The organism is Streptococcus oralis, assembly GCF_901543815.1.
Lineage (GTDB): Bacteria > Bacillota > Bacilli > Lactobacillales > Streptococcaceae > Streptococcus > Streptococcus oralis_CM.
This window is the reverse complement of the sequence record NZ_CABEIU010000002.1, coordinates 720,970-737,888: the sequence shown is the minus strand read 5'-3', so window position 1 is coordinate 737,888 and position 16,919 is coordinate 720,970. Positions and strand designations below refer to the sequence as shown.

Here is a 16,919-nt window from a genome sequence, read left to right as displayed (position 1 = left end):
TATTGTACCACTTTCTCCAAGAAATTCGTAGTCCATTTGAAAATTTTTACCATCTGTTGGATAGTCCTTCTTTTCTATGTTATAATGAAGGAAGGATTTGAAGTCGGAAAAGGAGTATTTATGTTTAAATTAGGTGTCATCGGAACAGGAGCTATCAGCCATCATTTCATAGAAGCAGCCCATGCTAGCGGAGAATACCAGCTGGTCGCAGTCTATTCTAGAAAACGAGAAACTGCCGCAACCTTTGCTTCTCGCTACCAGAATATCCGACTTTTTGATCAATTAGAAGACTTCTTTAAGTCTTCCTTTGATGTAGTCTATATCGCTAGTCCAAACTCCTTGCATTTTGTTCAAGCCAAGGCTGCCTTGTCTGCTGGTAAGCACGTCATTCTTGAAAAGCCAGCTGTCACTCAGCCACAAGAATGGCTGGATTTGAGACAGACAGCTGAGAAAAATCACTGTTTTATCTTTGAGGCAGCTCGTAATTACCACGAGGAAGCCTTTACTACTATTAAGAATTTTTTAGCAGACAAGCAAATCTTAGGCGCAGATTTCAACTATGCCAAGTATTCTTCCAAGATGCCGAACTTGTTGGCTGGGCAGACGCCAAATGTCTTTTCAGATCGTTTTGCCGGTGGAGCCCTTATGGACTTGGGGATTTATCCTCTCTACGCTGCCGTTCGCCTCTTTGGAAAAGCTCAAGACGCGACTTATCAGGCTCAACAGCTTGACAATAGCATTGACCTAAATGGAGACGGTATCCTCTTCTACCCTGACTTTCAAGTTCATATCAAAGCTGGGAAAAACATCACTTCCAATCTTCCTTGTGAGATTTACACAGCAGATGGAACCTTGACCCTTAACACGATTGAACATGTCCGCTCAGCTATTTTTAGCGACCACCAAGGAAATCAAGTTCAGCTACCTATCCAACAAGCTCCCCATACGATGACTGAGGAAGTTGCTGCATTTGCACACATGATCCAGCAACCAGACCAGACGCTTTACCTGACTTGGCTGGATGATGCAAGCTCTGTTCATGACCTACTATATACCATGCGCCAGACTGCTGGCATTAGATTTGAGGCAGAAAAATGAAAACCAAACTACCTACTGAATGGCAAGAACTGAGCGACCAATTCGGTTTCCAAGAATTTACCCCCATTCAAACTCAACTATTTGAGCCCATTCTTGCAGGAGAAAACCTCCTAGGAGTAAGCCCAACAGGAACTGGTAAGACCCTCGCTTATCTCTTACCTAGTCTTCTCAGACTGAAAAAGAAAAAAGCCCAACAACTCTTGATTCTAGCACCAAATACGGAACTAGCTGGACAGATTTTTGACGTATGTAAAACATGGGCAGAAGCCATTGGTTTGACTGCTCAGCTCTTCTTATCAGGTTCCAGTCAAAAACGCCAGATTGAACGCCTAAAAAAAGGACCAGAAATTCTAATTGGAACTCCTGGCCGTATCTTTGAGTTGATTAAATTGAAAAAAATCAAGATGATGAATGTGGAAACCATCATCCTGGATGAATTTGACCAATTGCTCGATGATTCTCAAATTCACTTTGTCGAGAAAATCACCCACTACGCACCTCGTGACCACCAACTCATCTACATGAGTGCGACGACTAAGTTTGACCAAGAAAAGATTGCACCAAACACACGTACCATTGATCTCTCTGATCAAAAACTGGACAACATCCAACACTTCTACATGCAGGTAGACCAACGTCACCGAGTAGACATGCTACGAAAGCTGGCTCATGTTGAGGATTTCCGCGGACTAGTTTTCTTTAATAGCTTATCAGATCTTGGAAGTGCAGAGGAAAAATTACAGTATCGGGATATCTTGGCTGTCTCCCTCGCTAGTGATGTCAATGTTAAATTTAGAAAAGTCATCTTAGAAAAGTTTAAGGACAAGCAGCTAACCCTGCTCCTTGCAACAGACCTTCTGGCTCGTGGTATCGACATTGATAGCTTGGAATGTGTCGTAAACTTTGATGTTCCTAGAGATATGGAAACCTATACCCACCGAGCAGGACGTACAGGTCGCATGGGAAAAGAGGGCTATGTTATCACTCTCGTTACCCATCCTGAAGAACTTAAAAAACTCAAGAAATTCGCAAGTGTACGTGAAATTGTTCTAAAAAATCAAGAACTTTATATCAAATAAGGTTGGCATTCGCCAACCTTTTTCTTATCCCCAAGTAATTTCTAATTGATAGCTGGCAAAGGGGTGTCCCTCTTGGTTTTGCAGTTGATAGGCTAGCTCAATCTTTTGCCCATCCAGTTTGTAGTGATTCGTTTGAATGATAAATTCCTGCATCCCCATTGGAGTAGGAATATAGGCCAAACTATCACTAGACTTTAGAAAACGCATGATGGTTTTGGGACTCGAGAAACGTGTCATCACCAGTTCTTCACCATGAAATTTGAGTACCACTTTTTCTTTTTCCTCATTATAAAAGAGTAAATAGCTATAATCTCCTTTTTCACGCACTTCCACGTCATAGAGTTGATCGATGACTTCCAACTGTTCATTAAACTGAATCGTATTTCGCATCCGAATCTTCACATCAAATCCTCTTTCTGTCTCTTGTCCTACTATTTTACCAAAAAGAGCAGGATTTTGCTATAATGGTTTTATGAACGAAAAAGTATTCCGTGACCCAGTTCACAACTATATCCATGTAAACAACCAGATCATCTATGACTTGATCAATACAAAGGAATTTCAACGTCTGCGCCGTATTAAGCAACTGGGAACTTCCAGTTATACCTTCCACGGTGGGGAGCACAGCCGCTTTTCCCACTGTTTGGGGGTCTATGAGATCGCTCGTCGTATCACGGAGATTTTTGAAGAAAAATATCCTGAAGAATGGGATCCTGCTGAGTCTCTCTTGACCATGACCGCTGCGCTCCTTCATGACCTTGGGCATGGTGCCTACTCCCATACTTTTGAACATCTCTTTGATACAGATCATGAGGCCATTACTCAGGAAATCATCCAAAGTCCTGAGACAGAGATTCACCAAGTCCTGCTACAAGTGGCACCAGACTTTCCAAAAAAGGTTGCCAGCGTCATTGATCATACCTATCCTAACAAGCAGGTCGTACAGCTCATTTCCAGTCAGATTGATGCGGACCGCATGGACTATCTCTTGCGCGACTCTTATTTTACAGGAGCTTCTTATGGGGAATTTGACCTGACTCGCATCCTCCGAGTCATTCGTCCTGTCGAAAATGGTATCGCCTTTCAGCGCAATGGCATGCATGCCATCGAAGACTATGTTCTCAGTCGCTACCAGATGTATATGCAGGTTTATTTCCACCCAGCAACTCGAGCCATGGAAGTTCTCCTACAAAATCTCCTCAAACGCGCCAAGGAACTCTATCCTGAGGATAAGAACTTCTTTGCACGCACTTCTCCTCATTTGCTACCTTTTTTTGAAAAAAATGTGACCTTATCTGACTATCTGGCTCTGGATGATGGCGTGATGAATACCTACTTCCAGCTCTGGATGACTAGTCCTGATAAGATACTAGCAGACTTGTCGCAACGCTTTGTCAACCGCAAGGTCTTTAAATCCATTACTTTTTCAGAAGAAGATCAAGACCAACTCGCTAGCATGAGAAAATTGGTTGAGGACATTGGCTTTGATCCCGACTACTACACTGCCATTCATAAGAACTTTGACCTCCCTTATGATATCTATCGTCCCGAATCTAAAAATCCACGGACACAGATTGAGATTTTACAAAAAAATGGAGAACTGGCAGAACTCTCTAGCCTGTCTCCTATCGTTCAATCCCTTGCTGGCAGTCGCCACGGAGATAATCGTTTCTATTTCCCAAAAGAAATGTTGGACCAAAACAGCATCTTCGCAAGCATTACCCAGCAATTTTTACACTTGATTGAGAACGATCATTTTACCCCAACTAAGAACGAATAGAGGAAATTTATGAGTATTAAACTAATCGCCGTCGATATCGATGGTACCCTGGTTAACAGTAAAAAGGAGATTACTCCTGAAGTCTTTTCTGCCATCCAAGACGCTAAACAAGCCGGTGTCAAAGTCGTGATTGCAACTGGTCGCCCTATCGCAGGTGTTGCCAAACTTCTGGACGACTTGCAGTTGAGAGACCAAGGTGACTATGTCGTGACCTTCAACGGTGCCCTTGTCCAAGAAACTGCTACTGGCCATGAGATTATCAGCGAATCTTTAGCCTATGAGGACTATCTCGATATGGAATTTCTCAGTCGCAAACTCGGTGTCCACATGCACGCTATTACCAAGGACGGTATCTACACGGCCAATCGCAATATCGGAAAATACACAGTGCACGAATCAACTCTCGTCAACATGCCTATCTTTTACCGCACTCCTGAAGAAATGGATGGCAAGGAAATTGTCAAATGTATGTTCATCGATGAACCAGAAATCCTCGATGCTGCTATTGAAAAGATACCAGCAGAATTTTACGAACGCTACTCCATCAACAAATCTGCTCCTTTCTACCTCGAACTCCTTAAAAAGAATGTAGACAAGGGTTCAGCCATCACTCACCTAGCTGAAAAACTCGGATTAACCAAAGATGAAACCATGGCGATCGGTGACGAAGAAAATGACCGTGCCATGCTGGAAGTCGTTGGAAATCCCGTTGTTATGGAAAATGGAAATCCAGAACTCAAAAAAATCGCCAAATACATCACCAAAACAAATGACGAATCTGGCGTTGCCCATGCCATCCGTACATGGGTACTGTAAAAAGGGAAGAATAGACGAAAACCGCTCGGCTGAGCGGGTTTTTACACTGTTTATATGCTCCCTGCAAGAACCAAGTCCCACCTCTAAAAGCCTACTAAATCAACACTTTTGTATGTTTGAGGTCAATTTTTGGTCAAAGTTTTTGTTTTCTTTTTTATTCTTTATCAAGCATAAATTGTCTAATCAATTCATACTCCTTATCAATCACCTCTTGCAATACGTGACCATAAGTTTTTATAATCTGCTGTATATCTTTATGCCCCAGCAATCTTGCAACAACCCAAATATCAATCCCTTTAGCTAAAAGATATGAACCGTATGTATGCCTTCCTGCTGTTGCTGTCATTTCCTGATTCCCAATTCCAAGTTCTAATAAACATACTCTTAAACTTTTATTCAATCCTGAATTTGTCGGAATCTTATATCTTCTATCATAGAATACTAAGTCATGTTTCTTCAATTCTTCTCGATCAAACAGAATCATTTCCTGTTCGTCTTTCAATGATTTTAAAACTAACAATAAGTCATCATCTACTGGAATTTCTCTTATAGAGGTTTTTGTTTTCGGTGGTACAAACTCTTGTCGATCACCTACAAATCGTCTATAGGTTTTAACTGTTTTATTTTCAAAATCAATATCAGACCAACAGACTGCCATAGCTTCGCCTACCCTAAATCCAGTCTTAAACAAGAAATATAATAAATATGGTATCACGGATTCTCTATAGTTAAACTTCGACTGTAAATGTGACAATAAATCTTTATATTCAGAAATACTATGAATATACTTATCATCAACATTGCCAGCTTCCAAACCAAATATTTTAACATCTTCTGTAATATCTGTTATCTGCAACCCACTACGCTGACTAAATTTTATTGCTGACCTTATATCTGCATTTATTCTTCGCAAGTGATCCTTCGTTACATTTTCTCCAAACTCATTCAATCTCGACTGATATTCCTGATGGTTAAGACTCATTGCTGGTATCGCAGAAAATATTCTCTCTATAGACTGACCTCTCGCATAGTATCCTTCCTTCGTCGCCTTCGCTTTTTCTGACGGAAGAATCACTAAATTATACCAATCTTGCCACAACTCATATAAGGTAGCTTTACTGTCAAATCGTGCTGTATAGTTTGACTGAAATAATTTCCTCTCCTTCTCTTGTGCTTCGTTCATAGCTTCACGCTTCGTTTTAAAGCCTGAATTTGTCGCAATAACTTTACCTTGTTTATCAAAGATTCGATAATCCCACAGTTTGTTTTTTCCACGTTGTCTGTAACTTGCCACTATAACTCCTTCCTGAATGGCAATCATCACCATTCTATTATAACATCAATGATATTTTTTGATAATTTTTATCGAAATATTCTCTTGTCTTTCTAGCTAAAAACCTATACGGTGAACCTTTACTTTTTGGATATAAAACAAAACCTTCTTCATTCTGCTCAATATCAACTTCTCTTTTTATAGTCGGATTCAATAAAATATCATTTACTAATTTTGTCTTACTAATAGACAACAAATCCTCTACTTTATCAATCGTCCACCATTGACCAATTTCTTCTTTTTGAATTAAATCTAAATACTCAGACCGACTAATCAACACCATATCAGATGGAATCGGAACTTCAATATTAAATACTTGTTTTGATTCTTTCATTTATGATTCCTCTACTTTTCCTATCAATTTCCGAACAAATTTTGAATACCTGGTTGAACCTTTTGACCTAAAATACGAATTTTATATCCTATCTTGGTTTCTTTATGTTCATTTTTTCTCCATAAAACGACAAAAAAACAGCAAGCCATTCCTGACTTGCCATTCTTTCTATGCTAGTTACTTAATTCCAACAATTCACTTTCAACACGTTTCAAAACTACTTGTACTTCCTCTGTACTACGATAACCCTCAAGTGAAGCCAACTGTCCTTCTATCCTTCCTAAAATACGTAACACTTTGTCTAGTTCATTATTTTGTTTAGGCTTAGATAGTTCTTGATTCTCAACTTTCAACCTCGTAACTTCTTCGGTCAATCTTGAATTTTGCAATACAACTTCTTTCATCAAATCCATTGTTTCCAAGATTTCTTTAGCTCTTGTACTGTTTTTATACAGATTTTCCCTAGCCATTTTTTCATACTTCATTTCATCAGAAATATATTCTGTATCTTTTTTTATAGAAGCATGCTCTTTAGATAAAACATCATGTTCTTTAGACAAGCCATCATGTTCCTTAGATAAACTATCGTGTTCCATTTCACGTTCTTTTGACAATGCCTTCATTTCAGCTTTAAGACCACTATTATCTCTAGCTAACTTAATAGCAATACCAACCAATGAAGCTATCGTTGTCAAAATTCCACCAAATGTTACCCAATCCATAATTGAATAGTCTCCCATCATTTTTTCTCCTTTCTATCTTATCATATTTTCAATTATGTTATAACTGTTCTAATAAATTTTCTATATCAGGAAAATAAGTATAAGCCACTCCTCTAGAGAATTCAAAAGGATAACATTCCTCAACCAATACAGAAACACTAGCATAAATTCTTTTTGGTAATTTTTCATTGGCATGACATCCTTCATAAGAATAAATAACCCTGACAATCTTACTGTATTCACTAACCTCAGCCGTCATAGTTTCAATCCCATGACCAGTATCACGACTAGCTGTAAATTCCAAATACTTTTGATTATCTCCTAATCTCTGAGCTAATCTTACAGCATACATTTTCAACAATTCTACTTGATCCATTTTCTACTCCTTAAAACAGCAAAAAAAGGCAGGGTTTCCCCTACCTTAATTATTTACCACTTTTACAGTAACACCTTCCACTGTAAAAGCCTTTCTTCGACTTAAATCTAATCGAATTAATTTGAAATAAAAATCTAATTCTTTTCCAAAAGGATATACACTAAACACTAAATGATACAATTTATCTACATCTGAAAATTTCTTTTTCAAAGGAGCTTCAAAACCATTCCAAGCTAATCTATAATGAGAAAGACCTGTAAAACTTTCAACATTATTCCACAATCCCTTGATAAGCCTCTTTTACTGCACGTTTATTGATCATAACCATTCGCTGGTTTGCATCATTTTCACCTTCATCTACATAAAAATTGATTTCAGGAGGAAAAGGATCAGTCGCCTTCTTAATACCAAGATATTCCTTATTCAAGATATTCTTAAATAAATATCGCTGAAACAATTTTGTCTGAAGCCACTTCATAAACTGATAAATACCAATGCTAAAAAGAACCATTAAAATCCATAATGAAAATTCATTCTCTTGAAATGGAAAATCCACTGCGATTGAAAAAATCAAGCCTACCACAATGCTTTCAAAAAATGAATAAATGAATCTATCAACACCAAAACGCAACTTTGAAAAAGGAACAGATAGGATAAAAATAATCATTAAAAATCCTAAATAATTTGGACTAATCTCAAGTATTGCTGATATTTTTTTAATCAAAATGGCACACGCTATCATTTCAAACACTAAAGATTGCCACCTAAACAACTGACCAACCAGCCAATTTACTCCACAAATCGTAGATAGTTTATATCCCAATTTATCAGATTCCTTCAAAATTCTAAAAAACTCTTTCATATTATCTCCCTTAATTCAATTTACGTCGACCCAAAACTGTCGCAATGAATCCAATCAAGCCCCAAATAGTCGCAAAGATTGTACTTGCTGTTCCAGTATTCGGAAGAACTTTTAACTGTCCTTCTTTATCCTTCAAAGCGATTGTACCGTCTTGCTGTTTCACAGCGCCAATTTCGTAGGGTTCTTTTTCTTGATAGTCACCTTCACTTGTTTCAACGACTACCTTTCCTTGATTGGTAGAAACTACTTTATGACCTGTATTGGTTTCAATCGGAGTCTCCTTAATTTCTTCTTTGGTCACATTCAAAGGCTGCGGAGTATCTTTTTCTTTTACCCCAACATTTTCTTCTGCCTTTTGTTTCTGCTCCTTGATTTCAGGAGTTTCTTCTACAGTAGACTTCTTATCTTCTTTCGGTTTTTCTTCTTTCGGCTGGTCTGATGGTGTTTTAGGTTCTACAACAACTCCTGTATTATCCTTTTCCTGCTCTTTCTCAGAATCTTTCCCAAGATTTTCAGAAGGTTTATCTTCTTTTGGTTTCTCCTCCTTTGGCTTTTCTGACGGAGTGGTAGGTTCTACAACAACCCCCGTATTATCTTTGTCTTGCGCTTTATCATCACTTCCACCCAAATCCAAATTTTCATTTCCTTTTAGTGCTGGTTTCTCAACAGATGATTCTGTTGGCTTTTCAGCAACCACTAACCCTGTATTATCTGTCGAAGATGGAGCATTTCCACCCAAATTAACTTCATCAGCATATACTCCACTAGTAACTGCACTCAATACAGCTACAGACAACAATGTTACTAATTTCTTATTCATATTTCTTCCTCTTTTCTTTATTTTCCAATCACATAATAAAAATTCTTCGCTTCCTCAGCACTAAATACACGATAATCTGTGATTCCAGTACCTTGACCACTTTTGACAAAGTTACATTCAGAAATCAGAATTGATCCATCATCTTTGACATCTTCGACGAAAGCTACATGACCGTAAGTAGGATGACCTCCAGCCTGCCTTCCTTGAAAGCTAACTGCTGAATGTTTTGTAGGTGTATTCGTGACCTCGTACCCTGACTTATGCGCCCAATCTTGACCATTTCCCATATATGGATCAAACTGTATTCCAAATTCTTTAGCTCGATTAAAGACATACCACGTACATTCACCATAAGGATAGGATTGAGTGATATAGCCTTCCTTAGTGATTTCCTTGTCAATGGAGTAGCCGTTCGGTATCTCCATCGCAACAGCACCAGCAGGAATATCTAAGCTACCAGCTATCGCATTCCCACCAGACGAGCCATCCGATTCAATCGTACCCTTAAAGACTTCATACCACTTCTTGCTATCCTTCTCCAGCTTCTCTAGCTTGGTTTGTCCATCTGATAAAGAAACCCCCTCATAGTGTTCAGACCAATACTTAGCACTTTCAAAAGGATCAGTAGCCTTCTGCATATAGTCCTTGACTTTCTTATAGCCATGATTCAATTCATAGGACATTAATTCTAGTTCCACCGTACTATCTAAAGTACGTGAACTTGCATTCGCCCATCTATCACCATTGATAGTATTTCCATCCCAGCCTGACCATTGAAAGTATCCAGCCACTCCACCTGATGGATTCGTTAGTTTGGGATCAAAGCCACTTTCTCTTTCACCAACGGCAAGAGAACCAGTAGAACCTTCTAGAGTGAACTTCTCTTTTGAGAGTTGCCAGTTTAGAATCTTAATCACATCTTCCGCACGTTCAACGGAGATATTGGCTTTCTGAGCCACTTCTTGCGCTGTTAAACGTGTTCTTTTTCCAGTTGTGCTTCCTGATGAACCACCAGAAGAAACAACCCCAATAACACTTGCAATCAACAAGAGAACTATCAAAAGAATAGGTAAAAGACTTCCAACCAATAAACCTAATCGTTTAGCTGTTTTTTTACCCATTAAATATCAACCTTTCTTCTCTTTACTTTCAACCTCTTTTCTTTCTTATTTCTAGGATTCCCAACATCAACTTTTTCTCGACTAACAGTCCTAGAATTGCTCGTCTGCATTCGTTGTTTCACATTTCGCTCCTGATCCTCTTTAAATCGTTGTTCTCGTTTTTTAGCTCGTTCTTCTTTCAAACGCTGAACTGCTTCACGAGAAGCATTTTTCTGACCAGCATATTTTTCAGCATTATCAATTTTTATTCTTTTCTTCTCATTCAACAATTTTCTATCGTCACTACTTTCTCTAAAGGCATTGGCTCTCACTCCATAGAGTTTAGCTAAAGCCTTATTCCCTTTTTCTTTAAAAGCATTGACTGAAGCATTTTTCTGTTCTTTCATCGAAGTAAAGCGATTTTTAACCGAGCCAGCTTTATCAGCTAAGCTATCTACCAATGGACTTTCTTTTCGTAAAGTTTTGAGATTTTCACTCAACTTATCTTTACCCATCTTCAAGCCACCTTTAGCAAACTGACCACCAACTTTCAAACCATCTTTACCTGATTTCAAACTAAGCTTTCCAGTACGATTAATTCTTTCTTTCAGATTTTTGACTGCTTGAGAATTGCTGATTTCTCTACCAACCTTCCCAACAGGACTATTCGTAACTCTTGAAAATGCTGTTAGAAGTGAATGTCTGTACTTCCACATCAAAACCAATAACAATGCTTTCAAAAATACCGTTACCAGTAAATCTCCACCAACAGCAGTAGAAACAAACTTAGTCAACGTATTATAAAAGAAAGAAAATAATGTAGTTGCTAAAAGCATAATAGAAGACAAAGCAAGCATTGAAATAGCTTTCTTATTAAACCCTACTAATAAATGTTCCATCTTAGGAAACAAACTCAAAATAAGAATAAATGGCAACAATACAATCAATAAGATAAATACAATCAAGAAGAAGAATCGTGACAATCCAAGCAATAGATAAATCGTTCCCATCACTATAATATCGACATCAGAAGCGAAGGCATACATGAATTTTGAACCCCACTCATTCTTCAACATCTTATTCTCAGGATCTTTATCTTTTGCAATATCTTTGATTTTCTTCTCACCGACTAAGTGATCTCCGTCACCCTGCTTATAACTAGCTAAATCTTCAAACTCTTTCTCAGAAAGCATGAACTCCCCTTTGTCGTTCACAGGAGAATTCATATACTTATACCCCTTCAACAAGGTTTCTGAAAAGTATGTTTCTACTCCATCTTTACTTTCACCAGTTAAAGTTTTAGTGATTTCACCATTCATAGTTATTGTGGTTGTTCTGAAAGCATCATAAACATGAGTTAACAGATACTTATTCTGTCCATCAACAGAAAACTGAATGAAGTACACTCCAATAAAAGTATAGATCAATAACATTTTTACCAATGTTTTAATGAAACTTCCTTTTCCAGTCGCAAATACATACAACAAATAGGCTGCCATGCTCGCACCAATCATATAGATTATTTCTTGACCAAATAGGGAAGAAAATACCTTACTAGAATTCTTTACTACTTCATTCAATAATGAGGAAACGTCGCTCATTGATTCAACAGCACTATACAATTCTGCAATCACATAGAAAACCAGTTTCCCAACCCAAAATACAGCCTGAACTAGCGAATTAAAGAAATAATTGATATTGGAATCAAATCCAAAGAACTTTTTATCAAAGTATGCCTTACTTGTTAGATCAGACATTTTAGACTTGTAATTCTCATAAGTTAGCTTACTTTTACTTTCATTCTGTTTTTTTATCTCAGCTTCTTTTTCTTTAGCTTTTTTTGCACTATCTAAGAGTTCTTTGGTAGATTCAGAACTTTCTTTTAGTTTTGGCTTATTCGTGTTTTTATCAAATTCAATAATATTGAAATTATTGTTAGGAAGAAAATCTGAAGCTGTATTCGCCTTGACAAATGCAGGAAAAAGGAAGAAAGAACAAATAAACACTAGTAAAATATTTTTTCTCATATTCCCTCCTTTAAACTGCAACCAATTTTGTTTCGACAGTCTTAAAGAGTGGTTTAAATTCTGGATAAATTGTACCATCGACTGTAATTCGTTCCTTACGACCAAATGTATCATAGTAAATACATTGCCCCATTGTTTGATTTTCAAGCCAAGCACGCGACAAATCATCATCTTCCACTCGTAAGTGTTCCAAGATAGCTCCTGTTTCAGAGTTTTCTGGAAAAGCAAATACCGTACCAAAACCAGTCCCATCTTCGCTTGTTTTCAAGTCTTTTACAGACTGAGTAACCAGCACTAGGAAGTTATTGAATGATCGTCCAGTACGCTTAATACGATTCACTACTTGTCGTCCAGCAGGAGTTGACATGATTTGCCATGCTTCATCAAGGTATAGCATGGTTTCCCTATCTCTCTCTCGTTCACCAAAAATCGCACAAAAATAGGTCAAAGCATACATAACCGTCAAACTTCTTAACTGAGTTTCAGTCATTTCATCTTTATCCGTTCCCTGTGGCATATCCAATCCTGAAATCTCAACAATCGTTATCTTATTGTCTGCTTTCAAAACTTGTTGACTACCATCAGAAAAACAAAGTGATAACAATGTATCCTCAGAAATAGATTTCAAATAATAACCAGCTTCTGAAACCTTCTCTTTAGCATGATTCTCCATCTCTTCAAATACATGAAACATTCCTACAGATTCACCAGATTCTCTTCGCTTCAGAACTCTATCAATACAAGGCATTAAGAATAGTTTCACATCTTTATAAGTATCCCCAAGCACCGAAGCAATCAAAACCGTCACCAACTCTCTTAACTCACTTTTAGACTGTAAGAATGAAAATGGATCAAGCACTCCCCAATTTTCTTTCTTATTCATATCTAACGTCACAAATCGAATGGAGCGAATATATTCTTGTAATTCCTCATTTGTACCTTCCTGCTCTAGCTCTTCTAAAACTGTCAAATACTGTCTACGCATTTCAGCTTTTGGGTCAACATACAAAACATTGATTTTTAATAACGAATGATACGTAAATAATAACTTCGTCAAGAAAGACTTCCCATTCCCTGTCGCACCAGTAATAGCAATATGAGGATTGCTTGTTTCCTTACCCTTAACTCCAATTTTATTAGCTTGCAACAAATTTGAGAAAACAACATTAGTGCTTGAATCCAAAGCCTTCTCAACTTCTCCACGCCACGAAGCAATCTCATTATCAACTCGACCCACCGGAAAACCAATTTCTGTACCAACTTTCTTAGTTGTAAACATCAGATTTTCACACAAACCACGCAAACTACCATACTGTAAAAAGCTTGGTCTTTCATTATCCAACAATTCTGTCAAACGGCTCTTATAAAAAAGATATATACGATCCGCAACTGCCTTCACTACCTCCACTTCCAACTCTTTCAATTTTGCAAAGAGAATATCAAACTTAAGATTCAATTCCTCAATACTATCTCCTGTAATCGTCAAAGTATGAAGATAGGTAATCATCAATTCTTTATTTTCATGTTTCTCTTGAAAATCTTCTAGCAACTGATGGCTTTCCAAGACTTCAATCTTTTGAACATCATCATTTTCTGCTGTTTCCTCTACCGTATTCCCGAGATTCTTGCGTTTGTTTCTTGCACGAGAAAACAAAGAGAAGAATCCTCTTTGAGTAGAAAATCGAATCTTATAGACACTATCTACAGGAAATTCAAGACACTGAAGTTCTTCTTGTAGATGAAGATAAGACACATTTTTAGGATAAGAAACAACAGGTATCGTCGCCACATAGCTAGTTTCTTGACCATTTATCAACTTCAAAGCATTTCCGTCCACTACCTCAATAATCGTTTCATCTACATTCTCAATAGAGTTTTCAAGTGCAATCAACTCACTTTCTTTATCGTAGTATTGACCACCAAGAAAATGAAGTCGATTCAACAATTCCAAGTCAGCTTTCACAACTTCCTTCACATTCAAGGCATGAAGTTTCGTCTGAACCATATCTTTCTGATTCTGCCATGTTCTCCACCAATCAATTTTTGGCAATTCTTCAAAACCAGCCATCTTCAATACATTTTTACGATAGGTTGCAATCGTCTGTTCAATCGTTAGCTTAAAGTCAGAAGTCACATTAACAGATTTCAAAGGAACTACAAGATAATGCTTATACTCAAAAAGATAGCTTACTTCTTCTTCCAATCGTGACTTCATTGTAGAAATCACATAGTTTCCTAAAGGGCTTGTTCCTTGACCTTGCTCAATATCTTGCGCCAATAAAGAAATCTTCTTAGCCAGCTCTAAATCAATATGTAAACTATGAATACTGACATCATTATACTCGTGTAAACTAGCCAAACAATCATAAACTAAATCTTTGCTAGTCTCTTTATCTTTTTCTTCAATCGTATTGACTACTTGTGGCTCAATCTCAAAAACAGACAAGACCGTTCCATCTTTTAACAAAATCAAACCATCCGCAATCGACCAAATATTATTTGATAACTCCACTTCTTATACTTCTCACTTTCTCATATTTTTTTCCTTTACATATATAATAATTTTCTCGTTGACCATCATATTCCTTCCAAAATTTCAGATACTCATAAATAAAACGAAAAAGATTTTTACCATCAATCTTATAATCTGCCATCAAATTCCCAAGTTTCCAACCAGCAAAAACAGAACCCACAAATCGCCAACCCCAATCCAAGGAAGGAAGAAAGCCTAGCAAAAACCAAGTTAAAACAAGAATCACTAGACCATAGACAATCGCTGACATCTTAATCGCAAAAGGCAAACTATATTCTTCATTCAGCTTATGAACCCATATAGGTTGCCTAAACGCTGTCGTATAAACATACAACTTCTTGTCTTTTCTTTCCATATCATTTTCCTAATTAAAAATATTTGGTAACAACTTCCAAAATGGAGCTGTAGCCTTCAAAACTGCTTGTGGATCTTCCATAAAGAAGTAAAGAAATCCACCAATCAACACAATCACTACCAACTTACCAAGTTTTTGATCCTTCCACGCTTCCAAACCTTTTGTAATCGCAAAGTAAGCCAAAACTGGTAATCCGATTTTTTGCACTAAAAATTGAAATAACGCCATCTATATTATTCTCCTTCATCATCTTTCTTGTTATAATCTAATGGAATTGTATGATCCATTTTTTCTACGAAATAGCTATCTTTATCTTCTCGTAATTCAAAGCTAAAGTTCTCACTATGAGTTGTACCAGCAACTTCAAAGGTTACTTGCACATAGGCAAGAATCTTCCCATCTTTTTCTTTAAAGTAGGAATAGTCTAAACTCTTGAAACTTGCACCACCAATGGACTTAATATCTTTTGAAATCAAGTCCAAATTTGCTTGACTTGTCGTATAGTTCTTAAAGAATAGTTCCAAGAAAGAAATCAATTTCTTGCGTTTTCCCTCTTCCACATCATCTTTAGCAACCAAAGACACCATACTACTCTTTTCTACTCCATCAGCTTTAAAATCGCTCACAGGAGAGAACCAAGGCAAACCAGACACATAATATTTACCATCTTTTTCACCGTATGGAATCGAGAACTCAATCCCTACACGCTGGCTTTTTTCATCTTTCTTCGTATCATAAACAACACGATATACAGCTATACCGTCTTTCGCTGTCAGCATTCTTGCACTAACTACTGACATTTCTTGTTTCAACTGACCTTGATTCTTTACATCAGGAACACTACCATAATAGTTATTCAATTTTGAAACATCATCATCAGACGAACCAGCTTGCGAATTGTAAGTGAAATATCGACTTACATACCCGTCTAAAAACTGTTCCAATTTGCGGTCAGTTTCTTTTTTCGTTTCAACAACTGCTGTATTCGATAGTCTTTCATTTACCTTAACAGCAGTCTTCATTGAAATAAATATTGTCAAACCACACAGAAAAACAAAAAAGGCTAAGCCAAATAAAAAAATCTGATTCGATCTTTTTTGGCTTACCTTCTTCATCTTGACTTGTTTTTGTTTTACTTTTCGTGGTTTCTTTAATTCAAAATTTCTCAATATTCTTCCTTCCTTTTTTAAAATTAAAGAACAACCTTTCTATAAAATCCTTGGGGAGTATTTAAGATTTCTCCTTGATCCACAAATCCCTGAAAAGCTATTACCCAACTTCCAGTCTCACAGATATAATTTACAACAGATTGATAGTCTAATCCTTTTGTTACTTCAAAGAAAGTTTGCGCTTCATCTTTAGAACAAAATCTATAATATGTAGTCACAATTTTAGTTACAGGCACATAACGCTGTAATTGAAATTTCACAATGAACTCGTCGCCATCATACAATTCCAATACAGCTTTCTTCAGCAAGTAAACCTCTTCAAGCGACATGATTTTATCAACTTCCCAATCTGTAATACCACAAATAAGAAAGTTACCTTTATCAATCCCTCTTTCATTCATTCTTTCAAGAATCTGCTCTTGAGTAAATTTCATGATATCCAGTTCACAGAGAAATTCAAAATTTCCTTCTCTCAAAACTCTTATATTCGCTATCATCTTGATACAAAGTAACCT

At 37.1% G+C, this 16,919-nt stretch carries 19 protein-coding genes; 4 read left to right on the top strand and 15 right to left on the bottom strand.

The annotated features are described in order from the left end of the window. The first annotated feature begins 120 nt into the window (after positions 1-120). Together FQT28_RS03695 and FQT28_RS03690 are read left to right on the top strand one after the other, a co-directional pair. Positions 121-1,098, top strand: a complete 978-nt coding sequence (locus FQT28_RS03695; protein ID WP_143989461.1) for a Gfo/Idh/MocA family protein — start codon at positions 121-123, stop codon at positions 1,096-1,098. Beyond that, on the top strand, positions 1,095-2,177 hold the full coding sequence (locus tag FQT28_RS03690; protein ID WP_143989460.1) for a DEAD/DEAH box helicase: 1,083 nt from the start codon (positions 1,095-1,097) through the stop codon (positions 2,175-2,177). Before FQT28_RS03695 ends, FQT28_RS03690 begins: the two co-directional genes overlap by 4 nt. Positions 2,178-2,201: 24 nt before the next feature. On the opposite strand, the gene FQT28_RS03685 is transcribed toward FQT28_RS03690, so the two are convergent. Then, positions 2,202-2,579 carry a YwiB family protein gene (locus FQT28_RS03685; RefSeq protein WP_143989459.1) on the bottom strand — a complete coding sequence of 126 codons (378 nt, stop codon included), beginning with the start codon at positions 2,577-2,579 and terminating at the stop codon, positions 2,202-2,204. A 70-nt stretch (positions 2,580-2,649) separates the two neighbouring features. Here FQT28_RS03685 and FQT28_RS03680 point away from each other — a divergent pair, with 70 nt between their 5' ends. After that, positions 2,650-3,957: an HD domain-containing protein gene (locus FQT28_RS03680; RefSeq protein WP_143989458.1), complete on the top strand. Its 1,308-nt coding sequence runs from the start codon at positions 2,650-2,652 to the stop codon at positions 3,955-3,957. A 9-nt stretch (positions 3,958-3,966) separates the two neighbouring features. Beyond that, complete coding sequence (yidA, locus tag FQT28_RS03675; protein ID WP_084925761.1) at positions 3,967-4,773, top strand: sugar-phosphatase; 807 nt, start codon at positions 3,967-3,969, stop codon at positions 4,771-4,773. 154 nt (positions 4,774-4,927) lie between these two features. On the opposite strand, the gene FQT28_RS03670 is transcribed toward yidA, so the two are convergent. The 14 genes from FQT28_RS03670 to FQT28_RS03610 form a co-directional block, all read right to left on the bottom strand. Then, positions 4,928-6,067 (bottom strand): site-specific integrase, encoded by a 1,140-nt coding sequence (locus FQT28_RS03670; RefSeq protein WP_185952376.1) that lies wholly within the window; start codon positions 6,065-6,067, stop codon positions 4,928-4,930. Positions 6,068-6,104: 37 nt separating this feature from the next. Then, positions 6,105-6,440, bottom strand: coding sequence for a DUF771 domain-containing protein (locus tag FQT28_RS03665; RefSeq protein WP_007518846.1), 336 nt, complete (start codon positions 6,438-6,440; stop codon positions 6,105-6,107). Between the two features lie 173 nt (positions 6,441-6,613). After that, positions 6,614-7,183 (bottom strand): hypothetical protein, encoded by a 570-nt coding sequence (locus FQT28_RS03660; RefSeq protein ID WP_398575122.1) that lies wholly within the window; start codon positions 7,181-7,183, stop codon positions 6,614-6,616. Between the two features lie 37 nt (positions 7,184-7,220). Beyond that, on the bottom strand, positions 7,221-7,538 hold the full coding sequence (locus tag FQT28_RS03655) for a hypothetical protein (protein WP_143989456.1): 318 nt from the start codon (positions 7,536-7,538) through the stop codon (positions 7,221-7,223). A gap of 45 nt (positions 7,539-7,583) precedes the next feature. After that, positions 7,584-7,820: a hypothetical protein gene (locus tag FQT28_RS10070; protein WP_260663346.1), complete on the bottom strand. Its 237-nt coding sequence runs from the start codon at positions 7,818-7,820 to the stop codon at positions 7,584-7,586. Next, complete coding sequence (locus FQT28_RS03650) at positions 7,810-8,400, bottom strand: hypothetical protein (RefSeq protein WP_260663345.1); 591 nt, start codon at positions 8,398-8,400, stop codon at positions 7,810-7,812. The genes FQT28_RS10070 and FQT28_RS03650 overlap by 11 nt, the downstream gene beginning before the upstream one ends. 10 nt (positions 8,401-8,410) lie before the next feature. Beyond that, positions 8,411-9,220 carry an LPXTG cell wall anchor domain-containing protein gene (locus FQT28_RS03645; RefSeq protein WP_143989455.1) on the bottom strand — a complete coding sequence of 270 codons (810 nt, stop codon included), beginning with the start codon at positions 9,218-9,220 and terminating at the stop codon, positions 8,411-8,413. Positions 9,221-9,237: 17 nt separating this feature from the next. After that, positions 9,238-10,341 carry a phage tail tip lysozyme gene (locus FQT28_RS03640; RefSeq protein ID WP_143989454.1) on the bottom strand — a complete coding sequence of 368 codons (1,104 nt, stop codon included), beginning with the start codon at positions 10,339-10,341 and terminating at the stop codon, positions 9,238-9,240. Further along, positions 10,341-12,347, bottom strand: a complete 2,007-nt coding sequence (locus FQT28_RS03635; RefSeq protein ID WP_143989453.1) for a hypothetical protein — start codon at positions 12,345-12,347, stop codon at positions 10,341-10,343. The genes FQT28_RS03640 and FQT28_RS03635 overlap by 1 nt, the downstream gene beginning before the upstream one ends. Before the next feature lie 10 nt (positions 12,348-12,357). Then, entirely contained in the window at positions 12,358-14,859 is a 2,502-nt protein-coding gene (locus FQT28_RS03630; RefSeq protein ID WP_143989452.1) for an ATP-binding protein, read from the bottom strand. Then, the gene (locus FQT28_RS03625) at positions 14,843-15,235 is read right to left on the bottom strand and encodes a TcpE family conjugal transfer membrane protein (protein ID WP_038806220.1); all 393 of its coding nucleotides are present in this window, start codon (positions 15,233-15,235) and stop codon (positions 14,843-14,845) included. The genes FQT28_RS03630 and FQT28_RS03625 overlap by 17 nt, the downstream gene beginning before the upstream one ends. 9 nt (positions 15,236-15,244) lie before the next feature. Beyond that, positions 15,245-15,463, bottom strand: a complete 219-nt coding sequence (locus tag FQT28_RS03620; RefSeq protein WP_038806221.1) for a TcpD family membrane protein — start codon at positions 15,461-15,463, stop codon at positions 15,245-15,247. A 5-nt stretch (positions 15,464-15,468) separates the two neighbouring features. Next, entirely contained in the window at positions 15,469-16,404 is a 936-nt protein-coding gene (locus tag FQT28_RS03615; RefSeq protein WP_143989451.1) for a conjugal transfer protein, read from the bottom strand. A gap of 23 nt (positions 16,405-16,427) precedes the next feature. Next, positions 16,428-16,901: a hypothetical protein gene (locus tag FQT28_RS03610; RefSeq protein ID WP_143989450.1), complete on the bottom strand. Its 474-nt coding sequence runs from the start codon at positions 16,899-16,901 to the stop codon at positions 16,428-16,430. Positions 16,902-16,919: the final 18 nt, after the last annotated feature.